This window comes from Microbulbifer epialgicus, assembly GCF_041447265.1.
In the GTDB taxonomy this organism is placed as follows: domain Bacteria; phylum Pseudomonadota; class Gammaproteobacteria; order Pseudomonadales; family Cellvibrionaceae; genus Microbulbifer; species Microbulbifer epialgicus.
The window spans coordinates 1-20,329 of sequence record NZ_JBGMEK010000047.1; the positions used below are offsets into that span (position 1 = coordinate 1).

The following is a 20,329-nucleotide window of genomic DNA, read 5'->3' on the forward strand; positions in this document are numbered from 1 at the left end:
GGGGATGTTACACATGCTGTTCAAGCTTGGCATGTGCGCAGAAGAAAGATGGAGAAAACTACGGGGCTTTAACTACCTGGCCAAGGTAATTACCGGAGTAAAATTCACGGATGGAGAGGAAGCAACAACCACCGATCAGAGCGCTGCTTGATCAGACTGGCTAAACACCAGAATTGACAATAACTCAATTTTCTATCGGGTCATCTTCAATGACAGTTCCTTCCAGATTCTCGCTGCCACTTCGATAGCGCATAGTCATCTGGCCGGTCGCGATTAAAGTTCCCTTGCTGTCATACACTTCGGTATATGAGTAATAAATCCTACGTCCAGAACTGGTCAGCTTGCCAATGGCCGTCAGCTGGTTGGTTTTGGCTTGGCCGGTAAAATTGGTATTCATAGAAAGGGACAGAGCTTTACGCCGACGGTCTGGGTAGGGACAGTAAAGCCCACAGTAGGAGCCAGCGATATCGATTAAGGTTGCAATAAAGCCGCCATGAGGTGCACCTTGGCTGTTAAGGTGCTCTGGTTTTGCGGTGACACTGATCACAACATGGCCCTCTTGCCATTCATCAATCTTGACACCGAGGTGATCATTAAAAGGTGGTTGTTTTTTATCTTGCCATTCCATCGGATGTTACCTTATTGAAAACTAATTAGCGGTGGGCCGTTCAGGGAAATTTTGGTGGGTGGAAAAGTACACTGTAAGTAGTCCTGCACCGATAACAATCAGTGTTCCGATCAGCGCAATCGAGTTAGGGATGTGCTGCCAAATCAACCAGCCGAGAATACCGGAAATCACTACCCCAAAATAACTAATAGGGGATACCACACTGGGTTTGGCGTAACTGTAGGCTTTGGTGTAAAGCCATATAGCCAGGAATACGGAAGCCCCGTTAAAAGCTAAATAAGGTAGGGTCCATATTGGAACTGGCTGCCAATAGTAGATACCCAGAGGCAGGCTACAGACGAGTGATATCAGGACATAGTAAAAGAGAATCAGGCTGGATCGGTCAGTACGCGACAATATACGTGTACCTACCATGGAGGCAGCCAAAGTTAGTCCTGAAAGCAGGCCAAAGCCGTGGCCGCTACTGATGCCGTTAATATCAGGCTGTAGAATCATGGTAATACCTAGTAGCCCGAGTACGATTGGGAGCCAATGTTTTCCAGGTATCTGGGCGCTGGTCCAGATCCAGGCAACAAGGGGAACAAAAATAGGAGCAGCATTGCGCAACAAACCTGCCTCCATCAAGGAGATCCGGCTGAGTGCGGAAAAGTAGGTGAAAAAACAGAGCCAGCCTGCGAAGCCGCGCAGTAGGTGGGTTTTCCAGTGTCGGGTTGCGAGTTGCTGGGGTGTTTGGCGTACCAGCCAGGGGATTAGCAGGAGTAGACAGATACTGTACTGACTGAGCACTATCAATGGGACGGGTACTGTAGGAGATATCCATTTGCTCGCTGCCGCGGCAGTACTGGCTACCAAGGCTGTGGCAAGTGCGAAGCCGATGCCTTTCCAGTTATTTTTTTGAAGGGCGGCTTCGGCGGTGTTGGGCGGGGCCTGTACCATCTGTGGCGTGACAGAATTTACCGGCAATTCCGGCTCTACTGAGGTGTCGGGATTTCTCATGGTGCCGTCGATAACGGGTTACATCAAAACAGAAAAAAAGGGGGAAATCGACAGTTGTAGATTTCCCCCTGTTAGAGTGCATTAGTGTTGATCGTTAGTCCAGCTTGCAAATGTTTTCCCTTCCTGCGCCAGTCGAGTCAACAAAGGTGCTGGTGTCCAGTAGGCTTCACCGTGTTGGTCGCGGAATGCACAGATAGATTCGTAGACTTTTGCCAAGCCGATACTGTCAGCATAATGCATAGGGCCACCGCGATGGGGGGGGAAGCCGTAGCCGTAAACATACACAACATCGATGTCACTGGGGCGCTGGGCTGTGCCATCTTCCAGGATCTTGGCTCCCTCATTAATTAAGGCGAATGTGAGTCGATTGAGGATTTCTTCGTCGGAGATTTCCCGACGCTCTATCCCATGGGCCTCTGCTTGTGCCTCAATCAATGCCAGCACTTCCGGATCGCTGCTGCGAGCGCGGGTTTTGGGGTCGTAACGATAGTAGCCGGCTCCGCTCTTTTGGCCAAGCCGTCCGATTTCCACCAGGGCATCGGCAATGCAGTAGGTTTTGGGGTCGCCTTTTTCCGCCTCGTTCAGTCCCTGGCGCACTTTATAGCCGATATCCAGGCCGGCCAGGTCTCCTACGGCCATGGGGCCCATCGCCATGCCCCAGGATTGCATTACGGTATCAATTTGTTCCGGGGTTGCGCCCTCAATCAAGCACAATTGAGCTTCACGGCCATAGGGGCGCACCATGCGATTGCCGATAAAGCCAAAGCAATTACCAGCCAGTACGGGAACTTTTTTGATGATTTTTGCCAGTTGCATCGCGGTGGCAATAACGTCATCGGCACTCTTTGAACCGCGAACCACTTCAAGCAGTTTCATAACATTGGCCGGGCTGAAGAAGTGCAGCCCAATAACATCTTCAGGCCTATTGGTGGCAGCTGCAATTTGGTCGATATCCTGATAGGAAGTGTTAGTTGCGAGAATAGCGCCTGGTTTGCAGAATTGATCCAGCTTGGCAAAAACTTCCTGCTTGAGTTCGATATTTTCAAATACAGCCTCAATGACCAGGTCTACTTCTGCCAGATCAGCGTAGTCGGTTGTACCTTCAATGAGCGAGAGGCAGTGTGTTTTCTGGGCCTCTGTAAGCTTCCCCTTCTTCAAGGTAATATTGTAATTCTTGTCGATTACAGCCAGGCCACGTTCGATGGCGGCTTGATCGATTTCTAGCAGCTTGACCGGAATGCCAACATTGGCGAAATTCATCGCGATGCCTCCGCCCATGGTGCCGCCACCGATGATGCCCACACTTTTAATTTCCCTGGTGGGAGTATCTTTAGGTAATCCTTGGATTTTTGTCGCAGTCCGTTCGGCAAAAAACAAGTGCCTTAAAGCGGCGGACTGACTGGAGAGCAGGCACTCGATAAACAGATTCAGCTCTTTTGTAAGCCCTTCATCAAAAGGCTGATGAACGGCGGCCTCTATACAGGTGACAATATGTTGTGGTGCGAGCTGGCCACGCGCTCTTTTCTCCAGGCGCTGACGGAAGTCATCAAACAGACCCTCTGGCACACTGGCAGGATCTATGACGATATCCCTGACCCGGCGTGGGGGGGCATTGCGGTCGATCAGTTCACGGGCAAAGGCCAGTGCGCCCTTTAATAAATCATCGTCAATAACCCGGTCTATAAGTTTAAGGCTTTCGGCTTTTGCGGCCGGGATTGGACTGCCTTTGGTGATCAGTTCCAGTGCTGCGGCAACGCCAGCCAAGCGCGGGGTACGTTGGGTGCCACCAGCGCCGGGCAGTAACCCCAGTTTTACTTCGGGAAGGCCAACTTTGGCTGATGCCAGGGCACAGCGATAGTGACAGGCCAGCGCCACCTCAAAGCCGCCGCCCAGTGCAGTACCGTGCATGGCGGCAATCACTGGTTTGCATGAGTTTTCAATTTCCGTAATAACTTCGGATAGCCCGGGTGCTTGTGGTGGTTTGCCAAATTCTGTAATGTCCGCACCGGCGATAAAAGTGCGACCTTCACACAATAAAACCAGTGCTTTGGATGCATCTTCCTGAGCATTTTTGATCGCTCCCCAGATGCCTTCGCGCAACCCATGAGAGAGGGCGTTAACGGGTGGATTGTTTAACCGAATAACACCGATATCGCCAATGAGTTCATAATTTACGGTAGACATTGTTATCTCCAGTTATTAAATGACTATAAGTTGGTTCCGGTAGTGTTTATATGCGTTCTATAACTACGGCGATTCCCTGACCGATACCGATACACATGGTGGCCAGTGCATAGCGGCCGCCGGTGCGCTCCAACTGGCGTAGAGCTGTGAGCAGAATACGGGTCCCACTGGCACCGAGGGGATGACCAACGGCAATAGCGCCACCGTTGGGGTTAACCCGTGGATCCTCGTAATCAATCTCGAGCATTTTCAGGCAGCCCATGGCCTGCACTGCAAAAGCTTCGTTAAACTCCATAACATCCATATCCGCAAGATCCAAGCCTGCGCGAGCCAGGGCTTTACGGGTAGCCGGGACCGGGCCTAGCCCCATAACCCTCGGCTCTACACCCGCAATGGCGCTGGCGAGAATTCGTGCCCTGGGCTTGATATCTACAGCTTGGCCGGCCTCTGAACTGCCAATAATCAATGCCGCGGCGCCATCATTGATACCGGACGCATTGCCAGCAGTGACCACACCGCCTTCAAAAAGCGTGCCTAGTGCTTGTAGCCGTTCAAGACTTGTGCCGGGACGGGGATGCTCGTCGGTGTCGATAAGACGTGGTGGTTGTTTTCGACCCTGTGGCACTTCAATGGGAATAATTTCATCGACAAAGAAACCATCAGCACGAGCCGCTTCATACTTGGTTTGTGAGGCTAGGGCAAACGCATCGCATTCCTCTCGTTGAATATTCAGGTCTGATGCAATGTTATCGGCGGTTTGCGGCATGGTATGGCTGCCAAATTCCGCAACAATGTCAGGATTGGTAAAGCGGGCACCAAGGGTTGTGTCTGCTAATTCCTGGGTGCGATCAAAGGCGCAATTCGCTTTGGAAAGGACCAGGGGAGCGCGGCTCATGGACTCAACACCACCGGCAATAAACAACTCACCTTCCGAGGCCTGAATACAGCGGGAGGCATCTGCGACGGCAGATAGGCCGGAACCACACAGGCGATTTACTGTAATCCCGCCAGTGGAGATCGGCAGTCCAGCAAGTAATCCGGCAAAGCGGGCGATATTGCGACTGTCTTCCCCGGCCTGGTTGGTATTTCCTGCGATCACATCCTCAAATTGCAGAGAATCGAAATTATTACGCTCAATCAGGGTTTTAATAACATGCGCGAGCAAGTTGTCCGGCCTGGTACTGGAAAGGCTACCCCCGTGGCGACCAAAAGTACTGCGGCCGCCGTCATAGATATAAGCATGTGGCATAGTCAATTATCCACTAATTGATTTTCTAGTAGCAGTTAGCCTCTGATTAATCTTCGTGATTAGTCAAACTCCAAAGCTACAGGTAAATTTTCCAGAGCTTCCTCTGCTGCAGTTTTACTCGAATTTTGTTGCAGCTGAACTTTTGCAACTTGGCCAAGCGAGGCGTCAAAATGAGCAGAAAACTTGGCAGCGATACTTTTGTCCGCAAGCGCTTGGCCAATCACATATTCGGTAGCACGATTGCGCAGGGCCGGTTTAAATACTTTGGCTACTGCGGTAAGCGGAAACTCATCAATAATTTCGATCCGTTTGGGTATAGCCGCACGTTCAGAAATTTGGTCGCGGCAATAGTCAATAAGTTGTTCCTCGGTAGGCGGGTTTTCTGAAGGGTAAAGAGTGACATAAGCCACTGGGACCTCCCCAGCATAAGCATCGGGTTGGCCAACTGCTACGGCCATGGCAACAGCGGGGTGGCGGGACAGTGGTTCTTCTATCAAGGCGGGGTCAATATTATGGCCGCCACGAATAATCAAGTCCTTGGCGCGCCCGGTCAGGAACAGGTTGCCATCCCCATCGAGGTACCCCATATCGCCGGTGTTAAACCAAGTGTTATCGACCCAGGCTTTGGCATTGTCTTCTTCAGAGAGGTAACCTGAAAAAATATGCGGCCCCCGTGCGAGCACAATACCTACCTCGCCAGTGTTGCAAGTTCTAATCAGCCGATTGCCGTCCACTTCGGCTATTTGCATTTCCATATAGGGCAGTCTCCGGCCGACACTGCCCTCGGGAGCCTGCATATCTGTGGGCGGGCGGGCCAAAAGGCAGCTGGATTCAGTCATGCCGTAGCCGTTGCTAATAGTGACATTGAATTTTTGCTCAAAGGCGGCTTTAAGGCCGACGGGGAGTATGGAGGCTCCGCAGCCAATGTCTGTCAGGCAGCTGATGTCATTGTCACCTACGGGGATTTGTAACAGGACGCCCAGGATAGTGGGCACGGTGGCGAAGCCCTTCACGCGATAGCGGGCGACGTGGTGCCACCAATTGGGGAGTACGTTGGGAGAGCGAAACCCGCTGGGAGTCATGATGACAATCGTGCGTCCGGCGAGCAGGGAACCAATACCGGCAACTACCGTACCGAAGATATGAAATAACGGGAGACCATTCAGGGTGGTGAAGCGCCCTTTACTCGATGTTGTGTCTGCATTCAGTTGCGCGATAAAGGCGATATTACTATGAGTCAGGCGAGCGACTTTCGGTCGTCCAGTAGTACCCCCGGTATGAAAATAACTGGAGATATCATCCCCTTGGATAGTGCGTCCGCTAATTAAATGATCATTTGGCTGCCGGGCAATTGCCTCGCCAAAGTTATGCACCAGGATATCGGCAGGTACGGGCACAGAATTTGTGGGCTTTTTACTTATCAGTAGTAGTGTCTCTAGAGTGGGAACCCGCTCAATGACCTGCACTACTTTTTCCCATATTTCCTCACTGAGATCTTGTCCGAGACTGACTAGCACTTTCGCTTTAGTGGCATTCATTATCTCGACGATATGCTCGGGCTCCAGCAGGGGATTGATGGGGCTGACAATGCCAGCGGCCTGTCCTCCCCAAAGCGCGAAGTGGGTTTCCGGCAGGTTAGGTAGCAATAAAGTGACGGTATCTGTCGACTTAACGTCGAGAGAGTGGAGCAAATTGGCAGTTTGGTGAACTCGCTCCGATAGTTCGGTGAAACTCACTGTCACGCTTTCTTCATCTAGAGCAGCAGTGGGTAGGAATTCAATTGCAGCATCATGCTGGTAGAGGCGGGCTGCTTGCCGGATCAGGTCAAAAGTATTTTCCCACGGATAACGCTGTGACAGTGGTACTTTTTCGTAAGCCTGGATTTCTGCAAGTGATTGCAGCATTGGACCGGAGGTTTGATTAGGCGTGATAGACATGGGGGCTTCTCTCACTTTGGTTATTATGGTGATGACCATATCAAAAGTGAATTCAGCATTCCACTCTGCGGAATTAGATGGTAGTGTTTTGTGTATTGATTAGTGACCGAAGGGCTATTCGATAAAATGGCGGAATTAAGAACATAAAAAAGATAAGCGCGCCATTTGCGAATAGTTCCAGCCTTCAAGTTTTTTAAACTGTCGAATTATGCGACTTATGTGGGATGCGATAACTCTAAAGGTGCCAAATATCTAAATCAGATATCCCCGGAATATAGAGCTTTGGGAGGTATAAATTAGTTGCGCTTCGGATAATCCCGCAGCAGAAGGGAGAGTCTATCGAGGGTGGCAACTGAAAGTTTGTTCCGCTTGTACAAGGGAACGTCCGAAAACTTAGCGCAGGGGGATCGCGCATAGGGTGACAAAAGTTAGCTATAAAAATCGCTAATCATCGCACCGATAAAAATAGGAGCAAGCGAATGAATATAGATTTTTCCTCTGAAGAATTGGCTTTCCAGCAGGAAGTTCAGCAATTCCTGCAAGAGAAGCTGCCCGCGGATATCAGAGAAAGGACCCTTAAAGAAATTCCTTTAGATAAGGAGAGCTTTGTTCGCTGGCAGAAAATTTTGTATGAGCAGGGCTGGGCCGCTACCAACTGGCCGATGGAGTATGGTGGTACCGGTTGGACGCCAACCCAGAAATATATTTGGGCCAATGAGTGTGCCAACTTTGGTGCACCTGATGTGATTCCTTTTGGTTTAAAAATGGTCGCCCCGGTTATCTTTACCTATGGCAGCGAGGAGCAAAAGCAACGGTTTCTCCCCGATATTCTGGCGAGCAATGTCTGGTGGTGCCAGGGTTATTCAGAGCCAAATGCAGGCTCCGATTTGGCCTCATTAAAAACCACTGCAGTACGTGAGGGTGATGAATACGTCGTTAATGGCAGCAAAACTTGGACCACCTTGGGGCAATACGCCGACTGGATTTTCTGCCTGGTCCGCACCGGAGGGCCTGAGATTAAGAACCAGGCAGCCATTAGCTTCTTGCTGATCGAGATGAATCACCCCGGTATTACCGTGTCGCCAATTATAACTCTGGGTGGCCACCATGAAGTTAATGAAGTGCACTTCGACAATGTGCGGGTGCCTGTGGCAAATCGTATTGGGGAGGAAGGTCAAGGCTGGACCTATGCCAAGGTACTGTTAACCCATGAGCGGACGGGCATTGCCCGGGTCGCCACATCCAAAAAACGCTTACAGACTTTAAAAACACTGGCCAGTGAGACTTGTGATGGCGGTGCTAGCCTGCTGGAAAATCCAGCTTTTGCACAAAGACTGGCAGAAGTCGAAATTGATCTGCTGGGTCTGGAATTTACCGAACTGCGTACACTTGCAGCGGTGAGTACCGGTAAAGCGCCAGGGCCGGAATCGTCAATCTTGAAAATAAAAGGGACAGAAATCGCTCAATTCATTGATGAACTTTATATGGAAACTGCTGGCTATTATGGAATGCCATTTGTCAGAGAGCAGTTTAAGAGCGGGTTTGATGGCGAGTGGGTGGGTCCTGGAGTAATTTCCAGTAGTGTGCCCCGCTACCTAAATAACCGCAAATCGTCGATTTATGGTGGTAGTAATGAAATTCAGAAAAACATTATTAGCAAATGGGTGCTTGGCCTGTAAACGCAGCGTCTAATGAGGATTGGAGCGATGGATTTTTCCTATAGCGAAGAGCAGCAGCTGCTGCAAAACAGCGTAAGCAAGTTTATTCAGCAGGATTATGACTTTGACCGTCGTTGTAAAATAGTTAATAGCGATATTGGCTTCAGCCAGGAAAACTGGCAGCTGTTTGCCGAGTTGGGCTGGCTAATGGTGCCTTTTAAAGTAGAGGATGGTGGCCTTGGTGGTTTTGCTGTAGATCTGATGGTGGTAATGGAGGAGTTTGGCCGCGGATTGGTGGTGGAACCCTTCTTGGCCTGCGCAGTGTTGAGTGGTGGTTTAATTGCTGATGGTGCCAGTGAAGCACAAAAGCGGGAGCTTTTGGGGCTGTTGATAGAGGGGCAGCTGCAGCTGGCTTTTGCCTTTGCCGAACCCCAGAGTCGCTACAACCTTGCTGATATTACGACGACTGCTGTGCTGGATGGTGACAGTTACATCCTGAACGGACACAAAGCCGTTGTTCTCAACGGCGGGGCGGCAGACAAATTGCTGGTATCTGTGCGTACTAGCGGCGCCCAGCAAGATTGCGACGGGATTACTTTATTGCTGGTAGATACCAATACAGCGGGGCTTCATCGGCATGAGTATGCGACCGTGGATGGGCACCGTGCGGCCGAAATAAAATTTAACAATGTGAAAGTCCCTATCGCTAACCGGGTTGGAGGGGAGGGAACGGCCTTACCAGTGATTGGGAAGGCTATAGACCGAGCCACATTGGCATTGTGTGCAGAAGCAGTTGGTGCCATGGAGAAAATCTATAAAAAAACTGTTGAGTACACCAAGACTCGTGAGCAGTTTGGTGTTGCTATCGGCAAGTTCCAGGCACTACAACACCGGATGGTGGACATGTTTACTGAATATGAGCAGGCTCGCTCCGTTTTGTTAATGGCCGCATTAAAGATGGATGCCAATAAGGGTGTTGCGCCGAAGGCAGTTTCCGCCGCGAAAAGCCGCATCGGTAAAGCAGCTCGGCTAATAGGGCAGGAGGCTATACAGTTACATGGCGGTATTGGGGTAACTGAAGAGTTGGATGTAGGTCACTTTTTTAAGCGTTTAACAACGGTTCAGTATATATTTGGCAGTACTGATTTCCACACTTTGCGATTTGCTGGACATTAATCCTGAACGAATTGAGTAAGGCTTCGGATCACTCTTTAGCTGTGACTTATTGAGGGCAGATACCTATGGATATGGTTGCTGATCGAAAAAAGACTGCTGCGGTAAGTCAGGTAGAGAGTATCTTCCAGCAGCAGCGAGGTGCATTTCGTAAAAACCCTTACCCTAGTCTTCAAGAGCGTTTGGAAAACCTGCGTAAGCTAGAGCAGTTAATACTGGAAAACCAGGAATCAATTGCAAAAGCCATTAGTGAGGATTTTGGTAACCGTGCAATTCAGGAAACCAAGATCGCAGAAATCTACGGGTGTATCGAAGAAATTCGATACACTTGTAAGCGCCTGAAAAAGTGGATGAAGATTCAGAAGCGCCACGTACCTCTGTTGCTCAGAGGTACAAAGAATCGAGTGCTGCCTCAGCCGAAAGGGGTGGTCGCTATTGTTGCCCCTTGGAACTACCCGCTGCTTACTTCTGTGAGGCCATTAGTCAGCGCTTTATCAGCGGGTAACCGCTGTATGATCAAAATGGCAGCTAAATCACAGGGCCTGTGTACTTTATTGCATCATTTATTTGAGAAATATTTTACGGAAGACCTGGTGGCCATACTACCAGGGGTGAGTGCTACAGAATTTACTGCTCAGCCTTATGATCACCTGATTTTCACTGGTTCCGGTGAAGTCGGGAAAACAGTGATGCGTAGAGCTGCAGATTACCTGACACCGGTAACCTTGGAATTAGGCGGCAAGTCACCCACCATAGTGTGTGAAGACTTTGATGCGAGTATTGCTGCGGAACGTATACTGAGTACCAAGTTCTTTAACGCCGGGCAAACTTGCGTAGCACCGGACTATCTCCTGATACCGGAAGGAAAACTGGTTGATTTTATTGAGACTGCTAAAAAACAGGTGCCGAAGTGGTACCCGTCACTGGAGACCAAAGATTTCACGTCGATTATTGATAAAAAGGCATTTAACCGATTAAGCAATTCTCTGCAAGATGCGAGAGTAAATGGAGCGAGGGTTCTTCCGCTGTTAGATACAGAAAATAGTGAGTCCCTGCAAAAAATTGTTCCAACCCTAGTGTTAAACCCAACTGAGGAAATGATCCTTTTACAGGAGGAAATATTCGGTCCCATCTTGCCTATTATCACGTACAAGACACTTGCTGAAGCATTGGACTACATTAATGATCGTGACCGGCCTTTGGCGTTATATATTTTCAGTAACGATGAGCATCTGCAGGATATGATCATTAAAAATACACTGTCTGGTGGTACCTGCATTAATGACTGCGCTTTGCACGTTTCCCAGGCAGATTTGCCCTTCGGTGGCATTGGAGCCAGTGGAATGGGGCAGTACCATGCCTATGAAGGATTTCTGGAGTTCTCAAAATTACGTCCAATTTTCACCCAGGCCAGGAAGTCATCAGCAGGAAGGTTGCGTCCGCCTTACGGCCCGCAGTTCGATAAAATTTTCAGCTTTTTACTGCGCTTTAAACTTTGATATCTTTGATCATGCTGTCTATCGGCATCGGCCGCCTAGCCAGTGAGTAGTCGCTAGTAGCGAATCAGCATAGCCTCAATATTTCCGACCATGTTTTTTAATAATGGGGCGACTTCACTTTCCAGAAAATCGGGGTTTAGTCGGTAGGCGGGCCCGCCGGCATTAAAAGTGTAGATGTGCCCCTGACTTAATTGCAGGGGCACAGCGACACCATTCACATCGCGGTTCCAGTCGCCAAAGGAGCAACAGAACCCTCGTTGTTGATAGCTTGTCACAGCTTCTTCAATACCAGCCTTGACTTTAGCCCATTGCTCGCCAAACTTTTTCTCCAGGTGCCTGTAAAAAAACTCGCGCTCTTCTTGCGGGAGTGCTGCCAAATAGGCACGTCCGGAGCTGCTGCTGGCAATGGAAACTCGGTTGCCGATTTCGTGGCGAAAACTAGTAACATTAGCGGGAGCACAAAACTCGACAAAAATCATATCGAGCCGGTCGCGGTCGGACAGGCCCACGGCAGTACCTGTCGTATTTGCCAGGTCCTGCATTAAGGGCTTGGCTATCTGACGGATGGCGAGATTGGAGACAAAGGCATAACCAAGGGCCAGCACTCCACTGCCCAGTTGATACTTTTCCATACGATCTGAATAGGTCAAATAGCCCAATCTGGTGAGCGTGTAGGTCAGCCGAGAAACACTGGAGCGGGGCAGCCCAGTACGCTGGGCGATTTCTAGATTGCCTAAAAAACCATCACCAGGTTGAAAAGCCCGGAGTACATCCAAGCCACGGGCCAAAGCCTCGATAAACTTGCGATCGGGTTCGCTATCTTTCTTTCTGGGGAGGTCGCTCAACGAAACCATGGACTCAATTCCTGCTTAGGTATTGATAATTATACAATTCTTGCCCATAGGGCAGAAGAAAAATATATCAGGAGGTGGCAGAGAATTTCATTTGCTGGAAAAGCCACAGGTTGGTGGAGAGCTAGGGCCTTGGTAATTGTATGGTCTCAATTGTGTAGAATTGATGCAGTCGCTGATAACCAAGTGCCGATACAATTATTGAAAAGCACCTTTCAAAATTACATTTTCATCAATTTTATAGCCTGCAGTCCCCATTTTCGATATAGATAGACACCGAAATAGTAATTTTTAAAGGTGCAGTGAAGTAAATAAGAAAGAATGTCGTGTGGGATCAATTGGATATTTCTGATCTCAGTTTATGTTTCCACTTTGAGTACGCAAAAAGGGGAGTTGAACTCCTGAAAGCTTCTCGTAAAGAAAAACTTCAAAATATTGACGGTATTGGGAAGTCAATCCGACGAGAGGCTTGTGACCCACTCGCCGGCTTTTTCTTACTCTTATGACAGATACGACAGGTGTTGAAGTCTGAAAGAGCGTTATACCTACTTGCGCACCAGTAGCAGGCCGGTCTCGGTGTGATCCGTATAGGGGAACTGATCAAACAGGGCAAAGCGCTCTATGCGATGTGTTTGACTCAGCAGCTTGAGGTTATCCAGTTGAGTTTCCGGGTTGCAAGATATATAGAGAATACGCGGAAATCGAGCCACCATTGCGCAGGTGTCCTCGTCCAGGCCGGCGCGGGGGGGGTCTACCAGTACAGTATTAAAGTTGTAGCTATCGAGGTCGATATCAGCGAGGCGGCGGAATGGACGTACCTTGTCAATGGCCTGAGTAAACTCCTCGCTGGATAGGCGCACAATATTAAGATTGGTAACGCCATTAGCATGAATATTTTCCTGGGCGGAATTCACCGATACTTTGGAGATTTCAGTGGCCAGTACTTTTTGGAAATTTTCACTGAGTGGAATAGTGAAGTTTCCGTTTCCACAATATAGCTCCAACAGGTCACTTTCATTTTTGCCACAGGCGCTTTTAGCCCAAAGGATCATGGAGCGACAGATATCACCGTTGGGTTGAGTAAAGCTACCTTCGACTTGTTTGTACAGGTACTGTCTGCCATCGATTTCTAATTGTTCGGTGACATAGTCCCGTTCCAAAATTACCTTCTGCTTGCGCGAGCGGCCCAGGATAGGGAAGCCGAGTTTGTCCTGCAGGGCGTGGGCTTCTTGTGCCCACTCCTCATCCAGCTTTTTGTGATATATCAGGGTGATCAGTGCATCGCCACTCAATGTAGTCAGAAATTCGGCGGAGAACAGGCGCTTGCGTAACACCTCGCTGTTATTTATGGCTTCGAGGACCTGTGGCATCAACTGGTTCATGAGCTTCGAGCCGACGGTAAACTCATCAATAATAAACGGCTTTTTGTACTCGCCCTGGCGGTACATGGCGTAGTGAGCTACTCCACCTTCGTGCCATACTTTGAACTCGGCGCGGAGCCGATAATGGATCGGGGGAGAGGGGAACAGCTCTGGCTGCAGGCTGGTGAATTCCCGGTAAGCCTCGCTGAGGCGTTGGGCCTTCTTGTGCAGCTGGTCTTGATAGTCGTCGGTGTTAACGCGGTACAGTGCCATATAGAATGCGGTAGTCTCAATGATGGAATAGGCGCGAATTATATAGGAATCCGTATGGCAATAGGTGAGATAGCAATCAGAGTACGCGGACAGGGGCTACAGGAGTTTACCAATCAGGTGACTGACTGGGTATCCAGGCAAGGTGTGGACGAGGGACTGTGCACGCTATTTATCCAGCACACCTCCGCGAGCCTGCTAATTCAGGAGAATGCGGACCCTAGTGCGCGTAAAGACCTCGAGCAATGGTTGAATCGCCTGGTGCCGGAGGATGATCGCCTTTACACCCATACCCTGGAGGGGCCGGATGATATGCCCGCCCATATTAAGTCCGCACTAACTGCAACCAGCCTTTCAATTCCGATACAGGGTGGCCGCTTAATGCTGGGAACCTGGCAGGGTATCTATCTTTGGGAGCATCGCCATCATCATGGAGATCGACGGGTCATTCTGCATATTTGACTGTGGTGCCCCCCCAATTCAGTGACCAACAGCTCGTAACCTCAAGGGTACAATGAGTTCTTCTGCGAAAATGGAGAAGAACTATGGAGTTAATCCAACTGAGCGGCAGTATTGGTCTAGCAGTTCCTGGGTGTGGGTTGCACGTTCAGCAGCAGCTGAGCGCTGATCAATATCCCCGGCTGTGACCATATGACAAAAGTTCTCGATCATGTATACGGTTTGAGGTTTTTGGGTTGCGACTTCAAAATGTTGGAATTCTTCTGGTGATACAAGGCCTTGGCGAAGTGTAAAGCCTGCGGTGTACCCGGGATTGTCGAAGACAAAGCTATCTTTCCAGTCCAGTACAAAGTCATCGAGCTGAATCAGGCCATTTTCCCCAAGGATGCAGAGGTCCATAGCGCAAGTACCTGCGTCGAAGCCAAATTCAAAAGTTGAGGTTTGGTTACTGGAAAACTCAATGAGCCCAGCGCCACTGATGATTGCGCCTGTTTGCTGGTCGTGTTTCACAGCTCCAGAGACAGCCTGTATTGGTCCCGTGGGGCGCAGGTACTCTACGATTGCGCGCATGCAGTACCAGCCAATATCCCCGATCGCCCCGGTAGGCTCCATTTTCGGATTGAAGCGTATGTTGTCGCGTTCCAAAAAGGGGAAGAAGAAAACGGTATGTATACGGTTTACGGTCCCAATTGACTTCTTTTGCTGCTGTATGACATGGGCGGTCCTCGGGTGGTGAGTGAAATGAGTGGCATCCATAAAAGCAAGCCCTTCCGACAGGGCTTGATCGGCCATCTTGCGCACTGATGCGCTGTTGAGAAAGGGCTTTTCACTGATTAAATGTTTGCCATTTGTTAGCGCAGCCAGGCTTATTTCTTCCTTACTGGTGGTGGGAGTTGCAACATAGACAGCGTCGATATTTGTGGCCTCGATAAGTTTTTGCCAGGTCTCGTAAACCGTGGCAATGCTATGTTCGTTAGCAAACTTCTTGGCTTTGGTAAAGTGTTTACTGGCGACTGCAGCAACACAGGCCCCGGAGGCTTGATCGATTGCCCTGGCTGTTATATCGGCAATCATGCCACTGCCAATGATTCCGAATCGAATGTCTGGCATAAAGTAAGTTTCCCGAGCTTCCTGCTGAGGTGAGCAGTGAATTAACTTGGATGGTGCCCCTGAAGCGCAGTGTAGAGCAAAGTTCTGGAAGACGGGGTAGTGGGTGCTTGAGAGTCGATTAGGTGTACGTGTTGCCAGGCCGCTAAAGAGGGACCTGGCTTCTCGTAACTCATTATAAGGAGTTGGCAACTATAGGCAGTTGGTGGGCTTTGGTAGGCCGGCGATTTTACTGGCGACCTTGGCCGGGCTCGGTGGGAAAAGCTGCATTAAATAGATACTGCGTCCCTTGTCCGGCCCCAGGTTATGGCCGACAAATTTCACCAGAGGGCGCATGGCGGGGGACAGTTCGAATTGGCGATAGAAATCCTGTAATAGCTCGATAACCTCCCAATGGGCATCTGTTAGCTCTATGCTCTCAGCTTTTGCCAGCTGTTCTGCTACATCCGGGCTCCAGTCGTTGAGGTCACGCAAGTAGCCCTCTTTATCGAGGGGAATTTCTCGGCCATTAACTTCTAAATGATTCATTCTCTACTTTTACCGGAACCAGCTGACGATGGGAGTATTCTGAGTACAGAGTTTTACCCAGCCCGCATCGTCAATCATTGTGACACCAGAGACTATTGCCGTTAACTCTTGTTGGCCACGCGCTTTAGCATCGGCTTCCAAACAGTAAATTGCTGAGTTCTGTAGCTTCTGCAAAGCACCATGGCGCAGGGCGTAAACGCCATCCTCAATCAAAAGTAATACATCCCCTTCTGCAAAGCATTTTATGCAATCACATAAGGCACTGGAGCTGAATGGAGACTTACTGACTAGATGTAATGTCATATCAAAAGTTCAATACACATTGGTAAGAGGCGATCAAGGCACCTGGCTTTTCGATTACTTTGATGTCTATTCCGGGAATTTTGATCTGCTTGGGGTTAATGCCTCTCTCTGACAAACTGCTTGCGCAAACATAGAGTTGTTCCGGCCCAAACATGGGTAGTGCCTGTAGGTTACGGTGCAGGCTCTTTTGCTGGATTCCTTCAGGTGATTGATTGTCCAGAAGCTGGAAAACCCCATCACCAAGAAACAGTAGGTCGACCTCTTGCCCCATCGCGGCGGCAGCGAGTATTGCTTCAAGGCCTTCACGGGCGAGAGCGCTGCCATAAGGAGCGGCGCGGCATATGGTGAGCGTTTTGTTACCCATGACTAGCTTCCAAAAGTTACCAGGCGTTCGGAGTTGGCTACGGCGTCGGTCAGTTGGCCTAGGCCTGCAAGCTCGAATCCTTCGGCGAGGTTGGCCGAGGGTCTTTCCAGACGTTCTGCTTCTCTCTGACTTAAAACGCCGCGCCTCTGGGCTGCGGCGATACAAATTACAAGGTCGAGTTTGTATTCGCGTTGCAGAGCTTGCCATTCCCTAGCCAGGTTAGATTCGTCTTGGGGAGGTGCGGCAATGTTGTTGCCAATCTGGATGCCATCGCAATAGAAAAACACTCGGTAAATTTCGTGTCCTTCGGCCAGCAGCGCTTTAGCGAAGCGCAAGGCGCTGGCTGCAGATTGGGAGGAGTGGGGCGCAGAGTAAACTGCAAGGGAAAACTTCATAGGGGGTCAAATAATAAAATGCCCCGCTATGCGGGGCATTGTTTCCAGTCTAGCAAAGTTGTTACTTAGTCGTCAGATGCAAATCCAAGAATATGTAACAAGCTGGTGAACAGATTAAAGATGTTCAGGTAAAGGGACGCAGTTGCCATTACGTAGTTGGTCTCGCCGCCATTGATGATTTGGCTGGTATTGAACAGGATAAAGCCAGACATCAGCAGGGCAATAACACCGCTCAAGGCCACGCTAAACAGCGGCATATGGATGCCGAAAAGGCCGGCGATAACGACGCCCAGCATACAAACCAGCACTGCGATCAAACCGACAAACAGGAAGCCGCCCATAAAGCTGAAATCTTTACGAGTGGTCAGCACGTAGGCAGACAGAGCAAAGAAGATTAAGGCAGTAGTGCCCAATGCCTGCATTACGATCTGGCCACCACCGGCCATATTTAGGTAGTGGTTCAATATTGGGCCCAAGGATGCACCCAGCAGGCCTGTGAAAGCAAAAACTACTCCAATTCCGGCGCTGGAATTGGCAGTGCGTGGTAGTACGAACCAAATCAGAGCCAGAGCTCCAAAGGAGCATACCAGCCCCATGATATGGCTCATGCCGACGGCCATAGAGATACCGGCGGTAACGGCACTGAAGAGTACAGTCATTGCCAATAGGGCATAGGTATTGCGCAACACCTTCGTTGATTCCGAGCGGTCCAGTGCGCGGGTATTAGTATAAGCTTGCGGTTGCATTTAGCGACTCCTGCTATTTAAACGATATTGGAATCATATAGCTCGCGATTGGGACCATCAAGTCGGGATATCCCTTTTAAGTGCGGGCCACAAGTGATTCTCTATTCGAAAAACCATAACTTTTACAAGGTTTAAGTCGAATCTTCTCCTGCTATTAATAGGGGCTTATGGGTACTTTTCAAGTGTTTTACTGAGACCTGTGCCGGAAAGGCACCTCGATATCCACAATTAGTGGCAGGTGGTCCGATGCCTGGCGGGTGAGGGCGGTGCGTGGAATACGCACTTTCTTCACTGCAATGCCGGCACTTAAGAAAATATGGTCGATACGGACTTTCAGAAAAGTGCCCTTGGGTGTGTGTCGCGGAGCCTGCTCTTGTGCATCGTGTAGGTAGCCACCTAAACGTTTACACTCCGCCGAATTTGGTAGAGCGTTGAAATCTCCCAATAAAACACGCTCCCCTTTGCAGCGTGGGTTACTCAGCCACTCAGGGCCCAGCAGGGCATCTACTTGTCGCAGTCGCTCAGCGCGAGAAAGGCCCAGATGGGTGTTAATAATTTGGATCTTATTACCGTTGTGTTCAATCTCGACCCAGACAGCGCCGCGGGGCTCATCTGCGGCGGGGTTAAATAAGCGCCCTTTGCCTTTTTGGGGACCCGGTAATATGCCTTTCTTGATCAGTTTGACTGGCAGGTGAGTGAGGATAGCGTCGCCGTAACGTTCCTCATTCAGATTGATCGCAGGCTGGAAATGGACATCCATTGCCAATAGTCGTGCCAAGCGCTCTGCCTGGTCCAGGCCACCACTACGTTCACGCATCACATCCAGTTCCTGCAGGGCGACGATATCCGGGCGGTAGCGCGCGATCACCCTGGCGATGCGCTGGGGCGAGAGGGTGCCGTCAACACCGCGGCAGCTGTGCACATTGTAAGTCATGATTCTAAGGGTTTTCTCGGGTGCACTGTGTTCATCCAGCTTCATTGGCCGGGCACCACGCAGGTAGGCCCTGGCAGCGGAGCGCAGGTCCTGAGGCCGCCAGTAGCCCAGGCGGGGGTCAGGAGGTTGGATATCCTCGGGCATGAGCGCAAAAGCATGGGTTTCATTGGGCCCGGCGGCACCGTGGCTGCCGTTCTCCATGGCGAAGGTCAATGGCTGCTCCTCCCCTGAACACCAGCCATACATCATAAAGTCACCGGCATCCGGGTGGCTGCATAGGCTGATCATGTCAGCGATAGCCTGGTCGGGGTAGGGGTGTTCATCTCCCATCAGTTTGCGACCATCTTCAGGTAGGCGCACTGGGCCATGCCTCCACCAGCCATGAACTGGAGAGGAAGGTGAGCTGGGGTCTACCCGGTAGATCACCAGCGGAACGTGCGCCTTTTCAACTATCAGACGTGCTACATCTTCGCGGCTGATATCGTTGAGATCCAGATTGTAAAGCATTGCCAGCGGACCAAGGGCGGTGAGCGCCAGCGGGGTTTTGCCGTCGCTTTGCTCCGGATCCTGTTCCAATACGTCCTTGTCCATCCATTCGCTGCCAAAGAGGCGGGCCCGCTCCAGTTGGACACCGCGGTTACTGTGGCCAGGCTCGATTCTCGGGGGCTTGGATAACCCGGAGAGGACCTCAGACAGGGCATCACCCAGGCTGCGACCATAGAGCTCTTCGTAGGGTCGGGTCTGCTCCTGGCCATGGTCAGAGAATATCCACACATCGTAGTGGCGCCGGTCAGAGGTGTGTGCTGCGCGCCAAATCCGCGCTATAGCGTCGTCGATGCCTTTGAGTACCCAGTGGGCAAATGCCGAGCGGGGCCCACGGCGGTGGGATTGCTCGTCGTAGCCAAGCAGGTTGACGTAGATGATAGGTAGGCCGCGGGAAATATCTACCTTGGCCCCCATGGTGCTGAATTCCCGCGTTAGGATAGTGATGCCGACGCGGGTAGGGATAAACATCAGCTCTTTTATAAAGTTTTGCCCCTGCATTAGCCCGCGTATGCAGTCGACCAGGGACAATATCAACTCAACCACAATTAACGCACCGGTGCGGATCAGGCTCCAGAAGTTGGTCAACAACAGGATGCAGATAGTTAGTGGACTGGCGCTGCGCAGTGCCGGGCCCCAGCCCTGGTCCGCTGGACAGAAGTGGGCTTCGCCTGTCTTGGTACCAGCACGAAACAGGCTTAAGTAGCAACTGCCGCCGCGCAAGAGTGGATCGCGTTGTTGTGTGTTGATTCGTTTTTCCACTAGTGCAGCCACTTCCGGGTCGTACATGCGTCCGAGTTTCTGGGTTTCGTGAACTAGAAAGCCGAATGCAGGCACCGCCTGACGCACACCATAGAAGAGCTCTGCTTGCACTGCGGGAGTGGTGGAAGGCACACCTGGATACATGTGTTCAAGGCGATAGTGCTCTTTGCGGATCAGCCGTTTCAGGAAGGGCATGCGCCCTCTGGCCAGAGCTTTGAGCAGCTCGGGGTAGGCCAGCCCGTCGATCTGGATCAGTATCAGGCCCGGTGCGTGGGGCTGGCGTCCGCTGGTGGAGAGCCCGAGCAGGGAGGCGATCCACTCGCTGCGACTGAAGCGGCGGCGCCAGCGCCTGATGGAAAGTCCAATGCGGCTTAACATTGCT

Annotated in this window: 18 protein-coding genes and 1 pseudogene; 5 read left to right on the top strand and 14 right to left on the bottom strand. The window is 50.7% G+C overall.

Annotation, left to right across the window (positions count from 1 at the left end; genetic code table 11):
• Positions 1-151: pseudogene (locus ACCI49_RS16795) on the top strand (IS256 family transposase); the annotation flags it as partial.
• Between the two features lie 33 nt (positions 152-184).
• Here ACCI49_RS16795 and ACCI49_RS16800 read toward each other — a convergent pair.
• The 5 genes from ACCI49_RS16800 to ACCI49_RS16820 all read right to left on the bottom strand — a co-directional run bounded on the left by ACCI49_RS16800 (position 185) and on the right by ACCI49_RS16820 (position 6,994).
• A complete protein-coding gene (locus tag ACCI49_RS16800; protein WP_371840264.1) occupies positions 185-628 on the bottom strand; it encodes a PaaI family thioesterase in 444 nt (147 codons plus the stop codon).
• 21 nt (positions 629-649) lie between these two features.
• Positions 650-1,624 (bottom strand): DMT family transporter, encoded by a 975-nt coding sequence (locus ACCI49_RS16805; protein WP_371840265.1) that lies wholly within the window; start codon positions 1,622-1,624, stop codon positions 650-652.
• Positions 1,625-1,705: 81 nt separating this feature from the next.
• Positions 1,706-3,808 carry a 3-hydroxyacyl-CoA dehydrogenase NAD-binding domain-containing protein gene (locus tag ACCI49_RS16810; RefSeq protein ID WP_371840266.1) on the bottom strand — a complete coding sequence of 701 codons (2,103 nt, stop codon included), beginning with the start codon at positions 3,806-3,808 and terminating at the stop codon, positions 1,706-1,708.
• 46 nt (positions 3,809-3,854) lie between these two features.
• Positions 3,855-5,057, bottom strand: coding sequence for a 3-oxoadipyl-CoA thiolase (locus ACCI49_RS16815; RefSeq protein ID WP_371840267.1), 1,203 nt, complete (start codon positions 5,055-5,057; stop codon positions 3,855-3,857).
• Positions 5,058-5,116: 59 nt separating this feature from the next.
• Positions 5,117-6,994: an acyl-CoA synthetase gene (locus ACCI49_RS16820; protein WP_371840268.1), complete on the bottom strand. Its 1,878-nt coding sequence runs from the start codon at positions 6,992-6,994 to the stop codon at positions 5,117-5,119.
• A gap of 479 nt (positions 6,995-7,473) precedes the next feature.
• Here ACCI49_RS16820 and ACCI49_RS16825 point away from each other — a divergent pair, with 479 nt between their 5' ends.
• The 3 genes from ACCI49_RS16825 (at position 7,474) to ACCI49_RS16835 (ending at position 11,324) form a co-directional block, all read left to right on the top strand.
• A complete protein-coding gene (locus ACCI49_RS16825) occupies positions 7,474-8,673 on the top strand; it encodes an acyl-CoA dehydrogenase family protein (protein WP_371840269.1) in 1,200 nt (399 codons plus the stop codon).
• Positions 8,674-8,700: 27 nt separating this feature from the next.
• Positions 8,701-9,828 (top strand): acyl-CoA dehydrogenase family protein, encoded by a 1,128-nt coding sequence (locus ACCI49_RS16830; protein WP_371840270.1) that lies wholly within the window; start codon positions 8,701-8,703, stop codon positions 9,826-9,828.
• 65 nt (positions 9,829-9,893) lie between these two features.
• A complete protein-coding gene (locus tag ACCI49_RS16835) occupies positions 9,894-11,324 on the top strand; it encodes a coniferyl aldehyde dehydrogenase (RefSeq protein WP_371840271.1) in 1,431 nt (476 codons plus the stop codon).
• A 53-nt stretch (positions 11,325-11,377) separates the two neighbouring features.
• Here the strand turns inward: ACCI49_RS16835 and ACCI49_RS16840 are convergent, their stop codons facing one another.
• Entirely contained in the window at positions 11,378-12,178 is an 801-nt protein-coding gene (locus ACCI49_RS16840; RefSeq protein ID WP_371840272.1) for an IclR family transcriptional regulator, read from the bottom strand.
• A gap of 542 nt (positions 12,179-12,720) precedes the next feature.
• Complete coding sequence (gene trmA / locus ACCI49_RS16845) at positions 12,721-13,809, bottom strand: tRNA (uridine(54)-C5)-methyltransferase TrmA (protein ID WP_371840273.1); 1,089 nt, start codon at positions 13,807-13,809, stop codon at positions 12,721-12,723.
• Positions 13,810-13,863: 54 nt separating this feature from the next.
• On the opposite strand from trmA, the gene ACCI49_RS16850 reads away from it, so the two are divergent.
• Entirely contained in the window at positions 13,864-14,268 is a 405-nt protein-coding gene (locus ACCI49_RS16850) for a secondary thiamine-phosphate synthase enzyme YjbQ (protein WP_371840274.1), read from the top strand.
• An 81-nt stretch (positions 14,269-14,349) separates the two neighbouring features.
• Here the strand turns inward: ACCI49_RS16850 and ACCI49_RS16855 are convergent, their stop codons facing one another.
• The 7 genes from ACCI49_RS16855 to ACCI49_RS16885 all read right to left on the bottom strand — a co-directional run bounded on the left by ACCI49_RS16855 (position 14,350) and on the right by ACCI49_RS16885 (position 20,325).
• Positions 14,350-15,375 (bottom strand): Gfo/Idh/MocA family protein, encoded by a 1,026-nt coding sequence (locus ACCI49_RS16855; protein WP_371840275.1) that lies wholly within the window; start codon positions 15,373-15,375, stop codon positions 14,350-14,352.
• A 189-nt stretch (positions 15,376-15,564) separates the two neighbouring features.
• Positions 15,565-15,900, bottom strand: a complete 336-nt coding sequence (locus ACCI49_RS16860; protein ID WP_371840276.1) for a TusE/DsrC/DsvC family sulfur relay protein — start codon at positions 15,898-15,900, stop codon at positions 15,565-15,567.
• A 9-nt stretch (positions 15,901-15,909) separates the two neighbouring features.
• Positions 15,910-16,203 carry a sulfurtransferase complex subunit TusB gene (gene tusB / locus ACCI49_RS16865; protein ID WP_371840278.1) on the bottom strand — a complete coding sequence of 98 codons (294 nt, stop codon included), beginning with the start codon at positions 16,201-16,203 and terminating at the stop codon, positions 15,910-15,912.
• A 1-nt stretch (position 16,204) separates the two neighbouring features.
• Positions 16,205-16,567: a sulfurtransferase complex subunit TusC gene (tusC, locus tag ACCI49_RS16870; protein ID WP_371840280.1), complete on the bottom strand. Its 363-nt coding sequence runs from the start codon at positions 16,565-16,567 to the stop codon at positions 16,205-16,207.
• A gap of 2 nt (positions 16,568-16,569) precedes the next feature.
• Positions 16,570-16,962: a sulfurtransferase complex subunit TusD gene (gene tusD, locus ACCI49_RS16875; protein WP_371840281.1), complete on the bottom strand. Its 393-nt coding sequence runs from the start codon at positions 16,960-16,962 to the stop codon at positions 16,570-16,572.
• 65 nt (positions 16,963-17,027) lie between these two features.
• A complete protein-coding gene (locus ACCI49_RS16880) occupies positions 17,028-17,708 on the bottom strand; it encodes a Bax inhibitor-1/YccA family protein (RefSeq protein ID WP_371840282.1) in 681 nt (226 codons plus the stop codon).
• A 187-nt stretch (positions 17,709-17,895) separates the two neighbouring features.
• Complete coding sequence (locus ACCI49_RS16885) at positions 17,896-20,325, bottom strand: endonuclease/exonuclease/phosphatase family protein (protein WP_371840283.1); 2,430 nt, start codon at positions 20,323-20,325, stop codon at positions 17,896-17,898.
• Positions 20,326-20,329 lie beyond the last annotated feature (4 nt).